15 protein-coding genes and 1 tRNA gene are annotated in these 18191 nt (G+C 44.6%); 8 read left to right on the top strand and 8 right to left on the bottom strand.

The window, feature by feature from the left end; translation table 11 throughout:
- The first annotated feature begins 10 nt into the window (after window positions 1-10).
- The 5 genes from PCC7418_RS07660 to PCC7418_RS07640 all read left to right on the top strand — a co-directional run bounded on the left by PCC7418_RS07660 (window position 11) and on the right by PCC7418_RS07640 (window position 5188).
- Window positions 11-874 (top strand): universal stress protein, encoded by an 864-nt coding sequence (locus tag PCC7418_RS07660; RefSeq protein ID WP_015225606.1) that lies wholly within the window; start codon window positions 11-13, stop codon window positions 872-874.
- A 41-nt stretch (window positions 875-915) separates the two neighbouring features.
- Window positions 916-2592, top strand: a complete 1677-nt coding sequence (locus PCC7418_RS07655; RefSeq protein WP_015225605.1) for a SulP family inorganic anion transporter — start codon at window positions 916-918, stop codon at window positions 2590-2592.
- A 104-nt stretch (window positions 2593-2696) separates the two neighbouring features.
- On the top strand, window positions 2697-3695 hold the full coding sequence (gene dusB, locus PCC7418_RS07650) for a tRNA dihydrouridine synthase DusB (RefSeq protein WP_015225604.1): 999 nt from the start codon (window positions 2697-2699) through the stop codon (window positions 3693-3695).
- 150 nt (window positions 3696-3845) lie between these two features.
- Window positions 3846-4787, top strand: coding sequence for a phosphoribulokinase (locus PCC7418_RS07645; protein WP_015225603.1), 942 nt, complete (start codon window positions 3846-3848; stop codon window positions 4785-4787).
- 8 nt (window positions 4788-4795) lie between these two features.
- Window positions 4796-5188, top strand: a complete 393-nt coding sequence (locus PCC7418_RS07640; protein ID WP_015225602.1) for a gamma-glutamylcyclotransferase — start codon at window positions 4796-4798, stop codon at window positions 5186-5188.
- Here PCC7418_RS07640 and PCC7418_RS07635 read toward each other — a convergent pair.
- The 6 genes from PCC7418_RS07635 to PCC7418_RS07610 form a co-directional block, all read right to left on the bottom strand.
- On the bottom strand, window positions 5162-5629 hold the full coding sequence (locus PCC7418_RS07635) for an anti-sigma factor (RefSeq protein WP_015225601.1): 468 nt from the start codon (window positions 5627-5629) through the stop codon (window positions 5162-5164). The genes PCC7418_RS07640 and PCC7418_RS07635 overlap by 27 nt on opposite strands.
- Window positions 5630-5767: 138 nt before the next feature.
- A complete protein-coding gene (locus PCC7418_RS07630) occupies window positions 5768-6430 on the bottom strand; it encodes a sigma-70 family RNA polymerase sigma factor (RefSeq protein ID WP_015225600.1) in 663 nt (220 codons plus the stop codon).
- Window positions 6431-6701: 271 nt separating this feature from the next.
- Window positions 6702-6773: transfer RNA gene (locus PCC7418_RS07625), tRNA-Lys, on the bottom strand.
- Window positions 6774-6855: 82 nt separating this feature from the next.
- The gene (locus PCC7418_RS07620) at window positions 6856-8679 is read right to left on the bottom strand and encodes an AAA family ATPase (protein ID WP_015225599.1); all 1824 of its coding nucleotides are present in this window, start codon (window positions 8677-8679) and stop codon (window positions 6856-6858) included.
- 284 nt (window positions 8680-8963) lie between these two features.
- A complete protein-coding gene (locus PCC7418_RS07615; protein WP_235620768.1) occupies window positions 8964-9686 on the bottom strand; it encodes a glutathione S-transferase family protein in 723 nt (240 codons plus the stop codon).
- A 15-nt stretch (window positions 9687-9701) separates the two neighbouring features.
- Window positions 9702-10451, bottom strand: coding sequence for a response regulator (locus tag PCC7418_RS07610; RefSeq protein WP_015225598.1), 750 nt, complete (start codon window positions 10449-10451; stop codon window positions 9702-9704).
- A 372-nt stretch (window positions 10452-10823) separates the two neighbouring features.
- Between PCC7418_RS07610 and PCC7418_RS07605 the strand changes: the two genes are divergently transcribed.
- From PCC7418_RS07605 to PCC7418_RS07595, 3 genes are all read left to right on the top strand, one after another.
- Complete coding sequence (locus tag PCC7418_RS07605; protein WP_015225597.1) at window positions 10824-11759, top strand: serine/threonine phosphatase; 936 nt, start codon at window positions 10824-10826, stop codon at window positions 11757-11759.
- A gap of 20 nt (window positions 11760-11779) precedes the next feature.
- Window positions 11780-12853, top strand: a complete 1074-nt coding sequence (gene pdxA, locus PCC7418_RS07600; RefSeq protein ID WP_015225596.1) for a 4-hydroxythreonine-4-phosphate dehydrogenase PdxA — start codon at window positions 11780-11782, stop codon at window positions 12851-12853.
- Window positions 12854-13119: 266 nt separating this feature from the next.
- Complete coding sequence (locus PCC7418_RS07595) at window positions 13120-16335, top strand: cyclic nucleotide-binding domain-containing protein (RefSeq protein ID WP_015225595.1); 3216 nt, start codon at window positions 13120-13122, stop codon at window positions 16333-16335.
- Window positions 16336-16452: 117 nt separating this feature from the next.
- Here PCC7418_RS07595 and gorA read toward each other — a convergent pair whose 3' ends face one another.
- The gene (gene gorA / locus PCC7418_RS07590) at window positions 16453-17799 is read right to left on the bottom strand and encodes a glutathione-disulfide reductase (RefSeq protein WP_015225594.1); all 1347 of its coding nucleotides are present in this window, start codon (window positions 17797-17799) and stop codon (window positions 16453-16455) included.
- A 130-nt stretch (window positions 17800-17929) separates the two neighbouring features.
- Window positions 17930-18190 (bottom strand): hypothetical protein, encoded by a 261-nt coding sequence (locus PCC7418_RS07585; protein WP_041596194.1) that lies wholly within the window; start codon window positions 18188-18190, stop codon window positions 17930-17932.
- Between the last annotated feature and the right edge of the window lies 1 nt (window position 18191).

The following is an 18191-nucleotide window of genomic DNA, read 5'->3' as shown; positions in this document are numbered from 1 at the left end:
ATTCAAATCGATGAAACACATTCTCTTATGCACCGATGGCTCTGCTTTTGCCCAAGAAAGCTATCATTATGCAGCTTGGCTAGCCCCCCGCCTAGATGCTGGTGTTGATGTTCTATATGTTACCGATGTTCGCTCTCAAAAATCCATTGAAACGGGAAATTTAAGCGGTAGCATTGGCATTGATGCAGCTAAAGATCTCCTGAGTAAGTTAGTGGAGATTGAACATGAAAAAGCAAAAATTAATCACGAACGGGCAAAACTGATCCTCGAAGAGGCAAAACAACGGTTGATTTCGGAAGGAGTAAAACAGGTCAAAACCATCCACGAAACAGGCTTTCTGGTGGATTGTTTTCACGAATTTGAAACCAACGCCGATTTAATTATTTTGGGCAAGCGTGGCGAAAATGCCCCCTTTGCGTCCAATCATTTGGGCGGGAACACAGAGCGCATTTTGCGGGGGAGTCATAAACCGTGCTTAGTTACTTCCCGTCAGTTTAAACCCATTCAGCGCTTACTCTTTGCTTACGATGGGGGGAAAAGTTCTCAGAAGATGTTGCGATTTCTAGTGGAGTCGCCAGCTTTCAAAGGACTACAACTCCATATCCTCACAGTGGCACGAACCGCTCAAGATAAAAAAGCCCAAAAACGGAATCAGGAAGCAGAAGAACAAACACGAGCAGCGGGGTTTGAGCCGATTTGTCAGATTTTAGAAGGTGCTCCCGAAAAGATTATTGCTAGTTACGCCGATGGTCACGATATCAGCCTGATTGTGATGGGGGCTTACGGACATAGTCGCATTCGTCCTCTTGTTATTGGGAGTACAACCGCGCAGGTGCTGAGAAGTACCCAACTTCCTGTATTGTTATTTCGGTGAATCAATTAAACTAATTTTGGGTTATTATTGGAAACCTTTATATGAATATTACAAACACGATTCATTTTCGGAATCTCCAAGGGGATATCCTTGGGGGAATCACAACTGCAGTTGTTGCGCTCCCGATGGCGTTAGCGTTCGGTATTGCTTCTGGTGCTGGGGCTGCTGCTGGCTTATGGGGAGCGGTTTTAATTGGCTTTTTTGCAGCGTTATTCGGTGGCACGCCGAGCCTGATTTCTGAGCCAACGGGTCCGATGACGGTCATTGTCACCGCAGTGATTACCGAACTCACAGCCAATAACCCAGAACAAGGGTTAGCCATGGCATTTACTGTCATTATGATGGCGGGCGGATTTCAAATTCTGTTTGGCGTGCTTCGCTTGGGACGCTATATTACGATGCTTCCCTATAATGTCATTTCTGGTTTTATGACTGGGATTGGGGTGATTTTAATCTTCGTCCAACTTGCCCCCTTTTTAGGACAAGAAACGCCAAAAGGAGGGGTGCTTGGGGTACTCAGCAATCTCCCGATGCTGATCGCCAATCTTGACCCTTGGGAGACTTTGTTAGGAATCATTACCTTAGCCATTTTATTTTTATATCCCTCGCGCTGGAAACGAGTGGTTCCGCCACAGTTAATTGCTCTGATGATTGGGACAGCCATTTCCATGATTTTCTTCAGTGGGATGGAGATTCGGACGATTGGCACCATTGGCGAAATCACCCCTGGTTTACCCGACTTACAGCTGCCAACGTTTACGGCTGGTAATTTACGCTTGATGTTTGTCAATGCGATTATTTTGGCAACCGTTGGCTCGATTGACTGTTTGCTGACTTGTGTCGTTTCTGAGGGCTTAACTCGTCAAGACTACAAAGCCAATAAGGAGTTAATTGGTCAAGGAATTGCTAATTTAATCACGGGTTTAGGCGGTGGAATTGCTGGATCTGGCGCAACAACACCCACGGTTGTTAATATCCAAGCGGGGGGACGGACTGCGGTATCGGGCTTAACTCGCGCCCTAGTGTTATTGGTCATTGTACTCTGGGCTGCACCGTTAACCACTGGCATTCCTCTGGCGGTATTAGCGGGAATTGTCTTAAAAGTCGGGATTAATATTATTGATTGGGGCTTCTTAAAACGGGTTCACAAAATTTCTTGGAAGGCTGCGGGAATTGTTTATGGTGTTGTCCTGCTGACAGTATTTGTAGATCTAATGGTCGCTGTTGCGGTGGGAGTCTTTATTGCTAATATTCTCACCATTGATCGCCTCTCGCAAGTGCAAAATAATGCGGTGAAAGCCGTGACTGACGCGGATGATCAAATTGTTCTCAGTCCTGAGGAAAAAGAAATTCTAGATGTTGCTAATGGACGGGTTTTACTGTTTCATCTCAGTGGTCCGATGATTTTTGGGGTGGCGAAGGCGATCGCGCGGGAACATCGGGCAATTAGCAATTATGATGTTTTAATTGTTGACTTAAGTGAAGTTCCCGTTTTAGGAGTCACCTCTTCCTTATCCTTAGAAAATGCTATTCAAGAAGCACTCAACGCCAAACGCGAAGTGATGATTGTTGGTGCTACAGGAAAGGTCAAAAGCCGTTTAGAAAATTTAGGCATTGCAGGCTTGATTCCTGATGAACACTGGATGGATGATCGTTTAGAGGCTCTAAAAGAAGGTCTCGCGATCGCGCAATCAGAAGAAAAAATGAATGTCAGCTAGTTATAGGATGAGCAGAGACATCTGTAAATTTTTGTTCTTGGTTATTCGTTCCTTGTTCTTTGGTCACCGTTTATACTCTGAAAAACCTTGATCCCTTGGAGATTATGTCCACAGCCACCCTCACTCAAAATACAACCCTTAACATTGGTTCAGTTACCGTCAACAGTCGCGTCTTACAATCCCCGTTATCGGGGGTGACCGATCAGGTGTTTCGGCGTTTAGTGCGTCGTTACGCCCCCGAATCCATGCTTTATACCGAAATGGTCAGTGCAAAGGAAATTCATCATTTAAAAGAGCTTCCACAAGTGATGAATATTGCACCCGATGAAACCCTGATCAGTATTCAACTGTTTGACTGTCGTCCAGACTTTATGGGGGAAGCTGCTAAGAAAGCCGTTGCAGAGGGAGCGCAAACGGTTGATATTAATATGGGTTGTCCCGTTAATAAAATTACGAAAAAAGGGGGTGGCTCGTCTTTATTGCGTCAACCCGAAGTTGCAGAAGCGATTGTGAAAGCGGTGGTGGATGCGGTGGATGTTCCCGTTTCTGTCAAAACTCGTCTCGGTTGGAGTGAAGAAGAAATCAATATCCTTGAGTTTGCGAAACGCATGGAAACCGCAGGGGCGCAAATGCTCACCTTACACGGTCGGACTCGGGCGCAGGGCTACAATGGGAAGGCGCAATGGCATTGGATTAAACAAGTCAAAGCTCATTTAACCATTCCTGTGATTGCCAATGGCGATATTTTTTCCGTTGATGATGCCATTCGTTGTTTAGAAGAAACTGGCGCAGATGGAGTCATGTGTTCGCGGGGAACACTGGGTTATCCCTTTTTAGTGGGCGAAATTGATCATTACTTAAAAACAGGAAAAAAACGTCCACAACCGACTCCGATCGAGCTTTTAACTTGTGCCAAAGAACATTTGCAAGGCTTATGGGAATATCGCGGCGATCGCGGGATTTATCAATCGCGGAAACATCTGGCGTGGTATGCGAAAGGCTTTCCTGGAGCTTCTCAACTGCGAGAACAGCTTTCACAAATTAAGAGTTTAGAGGAAGGACTGATGCTTTTAGATGCTGTCATTACTCAGCAATTGAATTAGAAATAATTAAAAATTAAGGGGTTAGTCTTTCTCTTTTGTTGATAGAGAGAATTACTTATTTATTCTTGAATCCTTGTAAACAAATTCAGGAAAATTGCCCAAAAGCAGGTAAAATTAATCGCACTGTTGAAAGTTAATAAAAAAAATACTATGGCTGAACGTCGAATTATTCTTGGAATTGTCGGTGATAGCGCAGCGGGAAAAACAACTTTAACAAAAGGAATTGCCCAGATTTTGGGAGAAGACAATGTGACAGTCATTTGCACGGACGATTATCACCGCTACGATCGCGCTCAACGCAAAGAAAACGGTCTCAGCGCCCTCCACCCAGACTGTAACTATCTTGATGTCATGCAGCAGCATATTGCGCTCCTAAGAGGCGGACAACCGATTCTCAAGCCGATTTATAACCACGATACGGGTCAGTTTGACCCACCCGAATATATTCAACCGAAAAAGTTTGTTATTTTAGAGGGCTTACTGGGCTATTACACTCGCGCTTGTCGCGATGCCTTTGATGTTAAGGTGTATCTTGCCCCACCCGAATCGCTGCGAGCCACTTGGAAAGTGAAACGGGATACTCGCAAGCGGGGTTATACGGAACAACAAGTTTTAGAAGCCTTGCAAAAACGAGAACCCGACTCAGAAGCCTTTATTCGTCCGCAACGGGAATGGGCGGATGTCATCGTCAGTTTTTATCCCCCGAAAGAGCATCGCGAAGAAAGCAATGGTCATCTCAATGTGCGCCTAGTTTTAAGACCAACGATTCCTCACCCAGATTTAGTGCGATTATTTGAATCCAAACCAGAAAATGGTGCAGTGGGGTTAGAGCTCGATCGCGATATGGGAAAACCGGTGGATGTTTTAGAAGTGCAGGGAAATGCAACGAAAGAACAAGTGATTGATATGGAAAAAGTGCTTTGTTCGGATGTGCCCTATCTCTCGAACTTCTGTGAAGTGGATAGTGATGTCAAAATTGGAAAAGTGGTGGGGACAACGGGTGAAACCCTCCAAAGTTATCCTCTTGCCTTGACACAATTGCTTGTGACTTATCATATGCTGAAGGCATCCTATAGTTATCAAGTGAAGTGAGGAGATTGGTGAGAGTATTTGTTTACGGAACACTCAAACCTGGAGAAGTCAACTTTCAGCGTTACTGCCAGGGAAAAGTCAGTGAGATGACTCCCGCTTATACCTATGGTCATCTGTATGCTTTAAGTGTTGGCTATCCTGCAATGACCGTTGGCGATACCCAAGTCAGTGGGGTATTGCTAACCTTTCCTGATGACAGCGTCTTGGCGGACATGGATGATTTAGAAGATTACGATCCCCATCGTCCAGCAAGCGAAAATTTATATCAACGAGAATCGGTCACCCTTTACACTCCTTCGGGAGAATCTTTAGGTGCTGCTTGGGGCTACCGCATGACATTTTGGCGTGTCCAACAACTGGGGGGAGTCTTTTTATCATCGGGATGTTGGCGAAGTCGATGAAGACCCCTCTGCTTCTGATGAAGAGCGATCTTCGGGAATTTCCATAATCGGTCGATCCAAAGCGATCATGAGACCATTACTAGAGATTTGAGCCTCATTGGATCGCGCAAAACGGGGAATTGGAACATCGCTTGCGGAAAAAACCCCAGTCATAATCGCAGCGAAGAGAGCAGCAATTGTCCCCCCACCCCAAACTACAACCTGTCTTAAGGTTTGATTACGAGCTTGGGTGGTGACTTTCTCAGTTAAAACTTCTGGGGAAAGTTGTGAGGAGGGAACTGGCATTTCCCGCAAACGATATCGCAAATTTAAGAGCCTTTGATAGGTTTGTCGTGCTTCCTCGTCCTCCTTTAACCACTGTTCAACCTTTTTTGTTTCTTCTGGAGAAAGTTCTTGATCAAGGTAAGCACTTAACAACTCAAAGCGTTGCTGGTTGTCCATCTTTTTCCTCGTTATTGCTTTGTGAGTAATGTCGCTTCTTAGTCATTACTTTACGCCCACTTCCAAAGCAATACTCGAATAGAAAGGCGTGGTGAGTGATTGGAGTCAAAACTAAGAAGTTGCTAGCAGCATTTTCTCTTAGTCTAACTCAAAATAGGGTTGCAAGACATCTTGCAATTTGGCTCGGGCTCTGGCAATTCTTGATTTGACTGTTCCTAGAGAGACTCCTGTGATCTCAGCAATTTCTTCATAGGACAGTCCTTCAATTTCTCGTAAAACAATGGTGCTTCGGAAAGATTCGGGTAATTCCGCGATCGCGCGATTGAGTTGGTCATAAAATTCTTGACTGCTCAAATCTTGATCGGGACTCGGAAAATCTGTTGGCACTTCTAAGGTTAATTCCCCATCATCAATTTGACGGGGCGCGTCTAAGGAAATTGGGCTTTTAAAGCGTTTCCGTTTCCGTAGCTCATCATAAAATAAATTAGTGGTAATCCGACTGAGCCAACCGCGAAACTTCATGGGATCTTTGAGACGTTGGATATTACGATAAACTCGAATCCAGACTTCTTGCACCAAATCCGCTCGATCTGACCAGTCTGGGGCGAGATGATACAGCATTTTTTCCACATGAGATTGATGTCGCCGTAGTAACTCGGAAAACGCAGCGCGATCGGGTTTAACCCCTTGTTGACAGCGTAAAATCAGTTGTTGATTGGAAAGCTGTGCTGGAGCGAGGTCAGCATCTGGGGTGGCTGTTCCATCTGGCGTTAACCAAGAGCGAGCAAAGGAAGGATTCATGGAGTGATTGCTTGCAGTCATTTTCTTTCTGTTCTCTCTTGTCCGAGGACTGAATAGGAGAAAAAGTTTCTAAAGAGCTATGAACAGGACTCTTAAAATTGAGTCTTGTTTGTCTCTTATTTTGCCAGAAAGTTATCGCAGAATTTCTTCCCTAATGGGGGGTTAAGCCTTATCCATTTGAAAAAGCGTCACATTACCAATTAAACGGTCACTAGATTTGAGCGAGACCACAACCGCCCCTAATTTCAGCGAATGAGTTGATTACTTTTGATGGGTCGCCTGGGATTCGAACCCAGAGCTAATCGGTTAAAAGCCGAGTACTCTACCGTTGAGTTAGCGACCCGTGGCAAGTAAGCCTTACCCGCGCACATTTACTAATAGTAGCACGATAAAAATGAGGGTGACAAGTCCCAACCTAAAAATTTTTAACAGCGCGATCGCTGCTGGGTTAAACGCTCATAAGCAGATTGGAAATCTTCAGGTGTAATCCGACAGCCGTTCAGATTTTGAATCCCCTGCGTTGTTGCATTTCTCACCGCAGACAAAGCAGCTTGATTGCTCAGTAATTCTAAATCAGCCCCATTCCAACCCTCTGTTGTTTGCGCCCACTGTTCTAGGTTCACATCGGCTAAAGGACGATCGCGATTATGAATGTTTAAAATGGCAAGACGGCTGTCATAATCGGGTAATGCTACCTGAAGCTGGAGGTCTAAGCGTCCAGAGCGCAATAAAGCAGGATCAAGACTCTCATAACGGTTGGTTGCTGCGACCACTAGAACATTGCTTGCTTCAACAATCCCATCGATTTCTGTTAAGATTTGTCCCACCACGCGATCGCTGACTCCAGAATCTCCCTGATAACGTCCTCGCGCTGGAGCTAAGGTATCGATTTCATCAATAAACAACACACAAGGCGCAACTTGTCGCGCTTTACTAAACACTTCGCGCACCGCTTCTTCACTGGCTCCCACCCAACGATTGAGCAGTTCCGCCCCTTTAATACTAATAAAATTTGCCCTGGCTTGGGAAGCGAGGGCTTTGGCTAAAAGCGTTTTTCCGGTTCCAGGTTCTCCCCATAATAAAATCCCTCGTGGTGCTTTCGCCCCTGTCTGTTGATACAATTCGGGATACAGTAACGCCCCTTCTACGGCTTCTCGTAGGGTGCGTTTAATTTCAACTAACCCGCCAATCTCATCCCAACTTACCACTGGCGTTTCTACAGAAACGGTACGTAAGACGCTCGGTTTTACCTCTTTTAACGCTTCTAAAAAGTCTCCTTGAGTGAGGTTAACAGTTTCGGGTAAATCAATGGCTTCAAAACTGGTATTTTCCGTGGAAATTGCGTTTCTTAAAACGGTATAGGCTGCTTTTTGGGTTAATGCTTTGAGATCCGCCCCCACAAACCCCACTGCAAACTGAGCAATTTGTTTTAAATCGACGGTTTCCGCCAGAGGCATCTTCCGGGTCAACACCCTTAAAATTTCTTCCCGTTCCGTAACATCAGGAACACCAAACACCACCTCGCGATCAAATCGTCCAGGACGGCGCAGGGCGGGATCCAGATGATTGGGACGGTTCGTTGCGCCGAGGAGAACCACCCCTGATGTTGTGGTAAAGCCATCCATCAGGCTGAGGAGTTGTCCGACAACGCGCTTTTCTACCTCTCCTTCCACTTTAGCGCGATCGGGCGCGATACTATCTAATTCATCAATAAATAAAATACAGGGGGCGTGACGGGCTGCTTTTTCAAAAATTCCTCGCATCCGTGCTTCTGCTTCCCCATAATATTTACTCATAATTTCTGAACCAACTAACGCAATATAATTCACCCCTAAACTTTGGGCGAGTGCTTTTGCGGTGAGGGTTTTTCCAGTTCCAGGGGGTCCTACTAACAGCACGCCCGTTGTCGGTTCAAGCCCTAATTGTTCTAGCCATTGGGGACGTTTGAGGGGAATACCCACTAATTCTGTTAACTCTTGAATAATCGGTTTGAGTCCGCCAATTTCACTGAAAGAGGTGCTGGGAGGGGTTTCTTCTGTTTCTGAAGTTGAAGCATTGTTTAAGTTTTCGACTCCCATTCCCCCTTGATCTCGGTTTTGAGTACGGGGGATGTTTCCTTGAGAAGGAATATTAGTTAAGGGGCGAGAGTTTACTCGGATGTCGGTTTTCAGTTCCCCTGTTTCGACTTTTTCTTCGAGAGTTTTGGCTAATTCAATTAAGTCTTCAAACCCTTTAAAAAATTTTTCCATACCGCGCGATCGTTTTTACTGGCTTGCTGTGTTACTCCCGATCATAACGCTTACGGTTTCTCTAAATCTAAAACAGGACCTTTGGGAACAATTCCACTAGGATTAATGTGGGGATGAATTTGATAATATAGCACTTCCCAATCTCATGAGGTACATTCTAAACTTTGGTTCTTTGTTCTTTGTTCTTTGTTCTTCGTTCTTTGTTGGTTGTTAATCAATGAACCACGAACCATGAACCATGAACATCCACCGACTCGCTTTGTACCTCAACCAACTAGGAAACGCTATAAGGTCGTAAACAAACACCAGTCTGCTTCTGTTATTTGTTCACCACACAAATAAGGTTGTTGTCCTAAAACCCCCTCCCAATAATCTAAAGCTGAAAATAGTTCGCTCACTGCTTCTTCATAAGCGGTTTGAGACTGAGCAAACCCAGCCCGATAAACACCATTATTAATTGGGTTATAAATTTGAGCAATGGCTTCTTCAATTTTTGCTCTTAAATCTGGCGGACAATAATCGGTTTTATTTTCTGCAATGTCTTGAAACTCATGGTTAAACATTCGCAAGAGTTCTCGCGATTCATTATTCACAATTGTTGCTGTTTTTTTATCCCATAAAACGGGAACAGTAACGCGCCCTGTGTAGTGTGGGTCAGCCTTAACATAAACTTCTCGCAGATATTGCGCCCCGTGAATGCTATCAGGAATCGTACCAGAGGCGTTAGAAAATTGCCATCCCTCTTCTCCCATATAAGGGTCAACAATAGAGAGAGTAATTGCATTTTCTAATCCTTTTAGTTTACGCATAATTAAAGTCCGATGCGCCCAAGGACAAGCTAAAGAAACATAAAGATGATATCGTCCGCTTTCTGGAAGAAAACCCTCTTGACTGTCTTTAGAAATCCAATTTCTGAAGGTCGTCGGATTCCGCAAAAAACGACCGTCTTCGTCTTTTTCGTACCCTTCTTTACGCCATTCACCGTTGATTAGTTTTCCAGTTGCCATAGTTTCCAAAAGTTGTTAGGGTTTGGGATTGATGATGCCATTACTGCCATCTTCTTGATCTTGGTCGATGGCTTCAAAGAACTTGTAACGTTGCAGAAAATTCATGTTTTCTGAATTGATGACATGATGGAGGTTCGAGGCTTTGTCAAGCAGTTGACTTTTCCATTTTAATTCTTCTTCTAATACCTCTAAATACTGGTTTCGTTTATCCTCAGCAGTTTCAGTTTTGAGTAAATAAATCGCTAAAGTTAGTTTACTGAAGTTACCCCGTAAATCTTCGACCAATGTCTTCAACATCTCTTCTTGAATCTGTTTCCGTTGCTGAAGCTGATGGTTTGTTTTTTTCAGTTTTTTGATTTCTTCATGATAGGAATGAACCTGAGTTTGCAAGAGTGATTTTTTACGAAGCTGAGTTTTAACAGCACGAAGCAGTTCGTCTTGGGTAAAAGGCTTCACTAAATAATCATCCGCTCCCAGTTCCATTCCTTCCCGATAAGCCTGATGAGAGGCTTTAGCCGTTAAAAAGATAAATGGAATGAAACGAGTTTCCGCTTGCTTCCTCAACTGCTCTAACACTTGATAACCACTGAGATCAGCCATTACAATATCACAAATGATTAGGTGAGGTTGCTCACGAATTGCGATGTCAATGCCTTCTTCGCCATTATCCGTTGCAATGGGAGCAAATTGATCAGCAGCCAAGAGTTCAACAATCGTTTCTCGAATTACGTCTTCGTCTTCTATTACTAAGATTTGATACGCCATGAATAATTTACAAGTTATCCAAATTCCAAGAGGTTAAATATGGACAATGGACAATGGACAGTTAAGAATAGACAATGGGGAAAATCACTAACACTGAAGTTTATGGTTAGAGACCGTTTAATCAGTGACACGCTGCCACTGAGAATTGAGACCGAGTGTGAATAACAGCAGTGTCATTATGGATTTGCCGTCCTTTTTAGGATTTTAACCCCTAGTGAGGAAAGTCAACAAATACTTAAGAAAAAATTATTAATGATAAATGTAAGAGTGTCAATCACTGCATCGGCTATGTTATTCTACCCACGGGAAGCTGTCTTATGTTCGGCATCTGGAATTACTAATTGTTCTTGATTCAGAATCGTGTAACTAAAAATGAGCTATAGCGAAGATTATAATCAACCCCTCAATAATGAAGATAATTTTGAACAAGAAGCCGAATCAGCTTTGGGCGAGTTAATGACAGATGCTGAAGACGCTCCCACTATGGCGTTTGCAATGCAGTTAGACCGTATCGATCATGCTGGGGGAACGGATATTGGTCGCCGTCGCCATAATGAAGATTATTTTGGGATTCAAACCCAGATGCGTCAAGAGGAATCTCCCCAAGAAACAACGACACAAGTGCGGGGATTGTATATTGTGTGTGATGGTATGGGGGGACATTCTGCGGGAGAAGTCGCTAGTGCGATGGCGGTAGAAACGTTACAGCGTTATTTTGAAAGCCACTGGAGAGAAGACCTCCCTGATGAAGATATAATTCGAGAAGGGATTCTCTTGGCAAATGAGAAAATTCATGAGGTAAACCAGGATAAAGCGCGATCCGGTGCAGGACGCATGGGAACTACTTTGGTGATGGCGTTAGTGCAAGATACCCAGGTTGCGATCGCGCACGTGGGAGATTCTCGCGCCTATCAAGTCAATCGCTATGGGGATGTTTTTCAGTTGACGGTGGATCATGAAGTGGGTCAACGGGAAATTGCCAAAGGAATGTCTCCAGAAGATGCTTATAATCTTGCTAATGCCTATCAATTAACCCAAGCGTTAGGTCCGCGCAAAAATAGTAAAGTGAATCCAGACATCCAATATTTAGAGATACAAGAGGATACTTTATTGATTTTGTGTAGTGATGGTTTATCGGATGGGGATTTCCTGGAAACTTATGCTGAAGACCATCTCAGTTCTTGGTTGCAATCGAAGACGAATCTCGAAAGCAGTTTGTTAGATTTTATTAATTTTGCTAGGGAAAAACAAGGTCATGATAATATTACCGCGATCGCGATCCGCTTTAAACTTCGTCCTGGTGGATGACAAGGTGAGGGGGTGACCAGATGATTAAACAAAAGCAGCGATCGCGCTTAGCCCTGACATTAGGAGATCCCGCAGGAATTGGACCAGAAATTGTCTTGAAAGCCTTGGCTGATCCGACTGTGAGCGAAGGCTGTGAGGTGACAGTGGTGGGAACCCGATCGCTGCTGGAAAAAACAGCACAACAGTTAAACGATGTTTCTGATTTAGTCTCAGTTGATCAGATTCCTTTACTAGAAGTTCCCCTTTCCGTGAAAACACTCGATGAGATTACCGTGGGGTCGGGAAATGCTGCTAGTGGGGAAGCCAGTTTTGCTTATCTGAAGACAGCGATTGAAGAAACCTTGGCGGGAAACTTTGATGGGATCGTCACGTCTCCTATTGCTAAATCTTGTTGGACGTTAGCGGGACACGATTATCCTGGACAAACCGAAGTCTTAGCCCAATTTGCACAAGTCGAACAGTTTGGAATGCTATTTGTGGCGCGATCGCCGCGTACGGGTTGGACATTACGAACACTGCTGGCGACCACTCACATTCCTCTCAAAGCAGTCCCAGAAACGTTAACTCCAGCTTTGATGACGCAAAAGCTAGACTTACTGATTCGGACTTTAAAACAAGACTTTGGCATTGAACAACCGCAAATCGCGATCGCGGGTTTAAATCCTCACAGTGGAGAAGCGGGACAACTGGGGACAGAAGAACAAGATTGGTTATTCTCTTGGCTAGAACAAGCCCGTAAAAGCTATCCTGAAGTCGATTTAGTGGGATTAGTCCCCCCAGATACTTTATGGGTCAAACCTGGATTCGCTTGGTTTCAGGATGCAAATGCTACGGCTGCGGATGCGTATCTCGCGTTATATCATGACCAAGGGTTAATTCCTGTGAAGTTAATGGCGTTTGATGAAGCAATTAATACCACGATTGGTTTACCCTTTATTCGCACTTCTCCCGACCACGGAACCGCCTTTGATATTGCGGGGAAAGGAGTCGCCAATTGTCAGAGTTTAAAAGCTGCAATTAATCTGGCTTCTGAGTTATCAGCACGGCACTCCAAATTATCGTTCACTGAGGATCAACACAGCAACGGTAGTTAAAAATTAGTCAAACCCTTTCTGCAATTTCTCCCCTTCAATGTTGATCCCTAGGATGACATCCTGACCTGAAAAGTTTACAAAAACTCAGAAATGAAAAACAACGCAAAAGGGCTGCGTTTAAGCTACGATGGGAACTCAAGTCGAGAAAGTTATGGTTGCACTTCTGAGCAGAGAAGAGTTTTCAAATTACTCAAAGTGCTGGTTAATGGACTCACTTAAATCACATTTTCTGTCCACTTCCGCTCTCTCAACCCTCAAACCCTTCAATGATCAATCAGTTTGTGGAACAACGCTTCAACCTCTCCACTTGGAAAGTGAACCGTCTCACGCAATTTTTAATGCTTGCGGTGACGATGCTCACTTTTTGCATTATGGCGATGAACATTGCAAACTCGCTTTTTCTCAGTAATGCGGGTGCTGAGTATCTTCCCCTTTCTTTTATTTTATTAGGGCTTTTCTCCACAGTTGCTTATGGTGGAGTGTCCCAAGTTATTGATCGCTTTAGTCGAGTTCGTCTTTTTCAATATACCCTTTTTGGCTCTGTTATTCTCTTCTCGGTTTTTTCTCTCGTCCTCCATTTCAATACCCTCCCTCTGTATTTTTGTATCAGCATTACGGCGTTTTTTCAGTTTGATTTATTCATTAATATTCTGTATCCCAACCTGATTACAGATTACTTTACTACCCTCGAATATAAACGTTACGCGCCTTTTTTTGGGATTGCACAAGCGGTGGGAATCTTGTTAGGAGGACTGTTGACCACGTTGTTGGCGCAGTATTTGAATAACCGACAATTACTGGGTTGTGTGGTGTTAGTTTTTGGAATCGCGATCGCGCAAGTGATTTATTTGGAAAATTCGCAACCCCGTTTAGAAAGTAGTAGTACCAAGAAACGCATTGGTTTATTTGAATCTTTAAGGACATTTCCCGATTTAGTGCAACGTTATCCTTTAGTGTTCTATCTCGCCAGCAGCAGTTTCTTATTTATTCTGATTTATGTAATGTCAGAGTTTCTCTGGTTTAGCACTTATGCTAATCACTTTACAGACTCTGAATTAACGGGTTTTTTAGGACAGATTCGCATTATTACCAGTACCACACAAATTGTAACCTTGTTTTGTATCACTCGTCCGTTACTGCGCTGGTTAGGAGTGACACGGATGAATGTTGCGTATCCCATGGTGACCCTTGCTGCTTTATTGGGATTTGCGTTAAGAGGAGACCTGAAAAGCGCGATCGCGCTCAATATTAATGGCGATTCAATTAATAAAGGGTTAGCCACTCCCGTTCACCAACTCAACTATAACGCCATCCCCCCCGAATTTTCAGGACGAGTGCGAACCTTGACAGATGGGATTTTTTATGCTGTGGGGTTAACCCTAGCTGGGGTTTCCTTACTAATTGCTCAATCTTTTCTCAGTGCGATGCAAATTGGTGGGATTGCCATTATTCTGACAACAGTGGGGTTACTAGCGCGACTGCCCATGGGAAGACTCTATGCAGAAGGGCTAGAAAGCATGATTCGCTCCAATACCTTGGAGTTAGATGAGTTTAATTATCGCACCCAACTTCCCGCAGGATCGAGCACAGCAATCCAAGATTTGATTATTAATGGTGATCCCTACACCAAGGTCAAAGGGCTAGAATTTGCCCGTCGTCTGGGAAAACCGAGTCAGTTTTTACCCGAAGTGAAAGTGTTACTGGAAGAAAATGGCAATGACGCAGCGATTCGCTTAGCTGTTGTCGATGTCTTTGGTACAGATGCGGATACTGAGGCTTTAGACAAGTTTAAAGAATTTCTGGACAGCGATCGCGTTGCCTTGAAAACAACCGCATTAGAAATTTTAATCGCCAATCAAGACTCCCTTTCTCTCCTGAAAATACAGCAACTGTTGCAAGCAGAAAGCCAAAAAATTCGCTTATTGGCAGCCCTAGTGGTAAAAATGTCTCTGACTCCTACGAATCGGGAAATTGAGGCGATGAGTGAACAAGTGTGGGATTCTCCTTGGGAAGAACAGGCAGCGATCGCGATCGCGCGAGTGATTGGAAAAACGGAAAATCGAGATTTGATCTACCTCCTAGAACCGATTTTAAGCAACGATAACGCAACCCTAAAAAAAGCAGGCTTAGAAGCACTCGCCAAAGTTTCAGATCGCGGAGATATTGAAATTGCAGAAATGGCGAGTCGAGACTTGAAACATCCTAATTCGGAAGTACGGGCTGCTGCTTTCCACCTGTTGGGGGTTACGCGCTGTGAAGGAATGCTTCATAATGTGGGCATGGGATTAGGAGATGCCGATCCGCGAGTGCGACAAGAAGCAGCCCAAGTGTTAGCCACCTATGGTGAACAGGGATTAGCCTTAGCCAAAGACAGTCTCTCTTCTCGTAACTCAGAAGTGGTTAATGCTGCGATCACGGCGATTACACAAGTACGGACGAAAAAAGCCAATGAAATTTTATTAGACTATCTCGCCCCTGATTTTCGGGAATTGAATAAAACCCAAGCCTGGCAAAAACAGATTCCTCAGTCTGACCCGAACTGGCGACCTTTAGCGATCGCGATTTCTGATTATCATAACCGAGTAGTCCAGAAAGTGTTATACATTCTATCTTGTTTAGGACACTCGCGCACCGTTAACACAGTCAGCCGAGCGTTTAACTCCACCAATCCTCGGGAAGTTGCCAACGCGGTGGAAGTGCTTGCTACTTTACCCCAGCGACGGTTTGCCCTGCCGTTGATGCCAATTTTAGAACAGATGGGTCAACCGCAGCCGAAACCCACGGCTCGATCGCGCACCACCTCACCTGCTTGGTTACGGTCAAAAGGGTATAAATTACTGTTAGAAGCCCTAGAAGCGCGCGATCGTTGGATTCGCATTGGGGCTTTAATTGTGATGGCAACTGTGCCCTTTGCCTTGATGAAAGACCCCGATCCGTTGGTGAAAAATACCGCCCAACAACTGTTTCTCCCGATCCTTCATCGTCCCTCTTTACAAAATGTGCTTATGAATCGTTTACTCTTACTCAAAAACGTTGCTCTATTTAAAAACTTATCTTTAGAGGAATTATTATTAATTGATAAAGCCCTCGAACAGGAACAAGTTTTAGCCGATCAGACCATCTTTAGTGAAGGGAAATGGGGAACGCATCTTTATATTATTGCGGAAGGAAGCGTCCGCATTGTCAAAGATTTTGACGGTGAATCTCAAGATTTACGCCATCTCTCGGTTGGTGAGTATTTCGGGGAAGTTTCTTTATTTGATGAAGCCCCCCATTGGGAAAGCGCGATCGCGCTGCAAGATTGCACTCTCCTGAAACTGGAAAAAAGCCGTTTTATCAGCGTCATCAGTCAGCGCCCCCATATTATTCTCGAAATCTGTCGTTTTCTCAGTCAGCGTCTGCGAGAAACCGATAAGTTTCGCCCCTCTTCTAAACGGTTACTCCCGCCCTCTGAAGAAATGGAAGTTGCACAATCTCAGTAACTATTTCCTCATCTGAGACCGTTCTTCGTTCGTTGTTCGTTGCATTAAGATAAAAGAATCGAAAAAAAAGGGGCGAACTACTGTCCAACCCCCTTCTGATGAAGGATTTGATATTAATTAGCGCATGGTGACAAATTCTTCAGCAACGGAGGGATGAATCGCAACTGTGGCATCAAAATCCGCTTTGGTTGCACCCATTTTAATAGGAATAGCAACCCCTTGCATGATTTCTGCTGCTGCTTCACCGACCATGTGCGCCCCTAACACGCGATCGCTGCTTTTTTGAACCACTAATTTTAACATGGCTTTTTCTTTCCGTTGCGTGACGCTAAAGTAAGTCGAACCAAAGCGGGCGCGATAAATTTGAATATCATCTTCTCCAAATTGTTCTTTAGCTTCAGCTTCCGTAAAGCCCACCGTTGCTGCTTCGGGGCTAGTGAAGACCGCAGAGGGAACATTTTCATGACTCATGATGCGATCTTTCCCGCCAAACTCGGTATCCGCAAAAGCGCGTCCTTCTTGAATCGCCACAGGTGTCAGATTGATGCGATCCGTACAGTCACCGACGGCGAAGATATTGGGAACAGTCGTGCAACTATAATCATTCACCGCGATCGCGCCGTTGTTCACTTCCACGCTGGTGTTTTCCAGTCCTAATTTTTCTAAACGAGGAATCCGTCCAGTTGCAGCTAAGACGACATCTGCGGTGATGGTTTCCGCGCGATCGCCAGTTGTGGTTAACTTGAAGCCCTCTTTCGTTTTTTCAATGGATGTAATTTCTGTATTTCCCCAAACATTAACCCCTTGCTCAATGAGACTATTTTGGAGATGTTCGCGAATATCGTGGTCAAACCCGCGTAAAATATAAGGACGGCGAATAATCTGAGTGACTTGCGACCCTAAAGCATTCAGAATACAACCAAACTCAACCCCAATATAACCGCCACCGAGAACCACAAACCGTTTCGGTTGTTGGGGTAAGGTAAACATCGCATCGGAGATGATCGCGTGTTCAATTCCAGGAACATCTGCTTTTTCGGGAATCCCACCCACGGCAATTAAAATTTTATCAGCAGTGACTTTTTCTTCTCCGATTTTCAGGGTATGGGCATCTATAAACTGAGCATAGCCTCGATAAACGGTGACATCGGCTTTATCCAGCATCCGTTGATAGACCCCATTGAGGCGATCCACCTCCCCATTCACCACTTTGGTCATTTTTGTCCAATCGAGAGTTGCTTCTCCCACAGACCAACCATAATCTTTGGCATCTTCAAACCAATGGGGAAAATGAGACCCATAGACCATTAACTTTTTCGGGATGCAACCGCGATTCACGCAAGTTCCCCCTAAGCGATCAAATTCGGCAAGTCCCACTTTTGCCCCGTATTCCGTGGCGCGACGGGCTGCAGCAATGCCACCCGAACCCCCACCAATAACGAATAAGTCATAATCATAACTCATAAAATACTCCTATTATTTGTTCTTTGTTCTTTGGTCTAAGGGCGAACAACCGTTCGCCCCTACTGGTTTCCTCCTCACCCTACATCCTGTCTCCCCCTCTCCCCTTCACTCCTTTGCAGGATTTTTTCGGCTATTCTTCTACAGGGTTATCGCGTTGAGCAAACTCAGACGGGGGACGATCATTACTCCAAGCCCACCAGACTTCTCCACAGTCACATTGATAAAATTCTTGCCATTTGCGCTCATAATCATCGCCAATAACGGGCGCACGACGATTAATCCAAACCCGTTGTGCTTTTCGGGGTTCATTTCCGCACTGGGGACAATAAAAGTCGAGAGAATGAACTGCATCATTAGTCCATTTGGGGGGAATCGGGCTGAAGGCTTCCATC

This window comes from Halothece sp. PCC 7418 (genome assembly GCF_000317635.1).
Lineage (GTDB): Bacteria > Cyanobacteriota > Cyanobacteriia > Cyanobacteriales > Rubidibacteraceae > Halothece.
This window is presented reverse-complemented; position numbering and strand designations above follow the sequence as displayed.

What these genes read in the sequence shown, in the direction of transcription:
- PCC7418_RS07660 (WP_015225606.1), top strand. Translation starts at nt 11, where the DNA reads ATGAAACACATTCTCTTATGCACCGATGGCTCTGCTTTTGCCCAAGAA.
- PCC7418_RS07655 (WP_015225605.1), top strand. Translation starts at nt 916, where the DNA reads ATGAATATTACAAACACGATTCATTTTCGGAATCTCCAAGGGGATATC.
- dusB (WP_015225604.1), top strand. Translation starts at nt 2,697, where the DNA reads ATGTCCACAGCCACCCTCACTCAAAATACAACCCTTAACATTGGTTCA.
- PCC7418_RS07645 (WP_015225603.1), top strand. Translation starts at nt 3,846, where the DNA reads ATGGCTGAACGTCGAATTATTCTTGGAATTGTCGGTGATAGCGCAGCG.
- PCC7418_RS07635 (WP_015225601.1), bottom strand. Translation starts at nt 5,629, where the DNA reads ATGGACAACCAGCAACGCTTTGAGTTGTTAAGTGCTTACCTTGATCAA.
- PCC7418_RS07630 (WP_015225600.1), bottom strand. Translation starts at nt 6,430, where the DNA reads ATGAATCCTTCCTTTGCTCGCTCTTGGTTAACGCCAGATGGAACAGCC.
- PCC7418_RS07620 (WP_015225599.1), bottom strand. Translation starts at nt 8,679, where the DNA reads ATGGAAAAATTTTTTAAAGGGTTTGAAGACTTAATTGAATTAGCCAAA.
- PCC7418_RS07615 (WP_235620768.1), bottom strand. Translation starts at nt 9,686, where the DNA reads ATGGCAACTGGAAAACTAATCAACGGTGAATGGCGTAAAGAAGGGTAC.
- PCC7418_RS07610 (WP_015225598.1), bottom strand. Translation starts at nt 10,451, where the DNA reads ATGGCGTATCAAATCTTAGTAATAGAAGACGAAGACGTAATTCGAGAA.
- PCC7418_RS07605 (WP_015225597.1), top strand. Translation starts at nt 10,824, where the DNA reads ATGAGCTATAGCGAAGATTATAATCAACCCCTCAATAATGAAGATAAT.
- pdxA (WP_015225596.1), top strand. Translation starts at nt 11,780, where the DNA reads ATGATTAAACAAAAGCAGCGATCGCGCTTAGCCCTGACATTAGGAGAT.
- PCC7418_RS07595 (WP_015225595.1), top strand. Translation starts at nt 13,120, where the DNA reads ATGATCAATCAGTTTGTGGAACAACGCTTCAACCTCTCCACTTGGAAA.
- gorA (WP_015225594.1), bottom strand. Translation starts at nt 17,799, where the DNA reads ATGAGTTATGATTATGACTTATTCGTTATTGGTGGGGGTTCGGGTGGC.
- PCC7418_RS07585 (WP_041596194.1), bottom strand. Translation starts at nt 18,190, where the DNA reads ATGGAAGCCTTCAGCCCGATTCCCCCCAAATGGACTAATGATGCAGTT.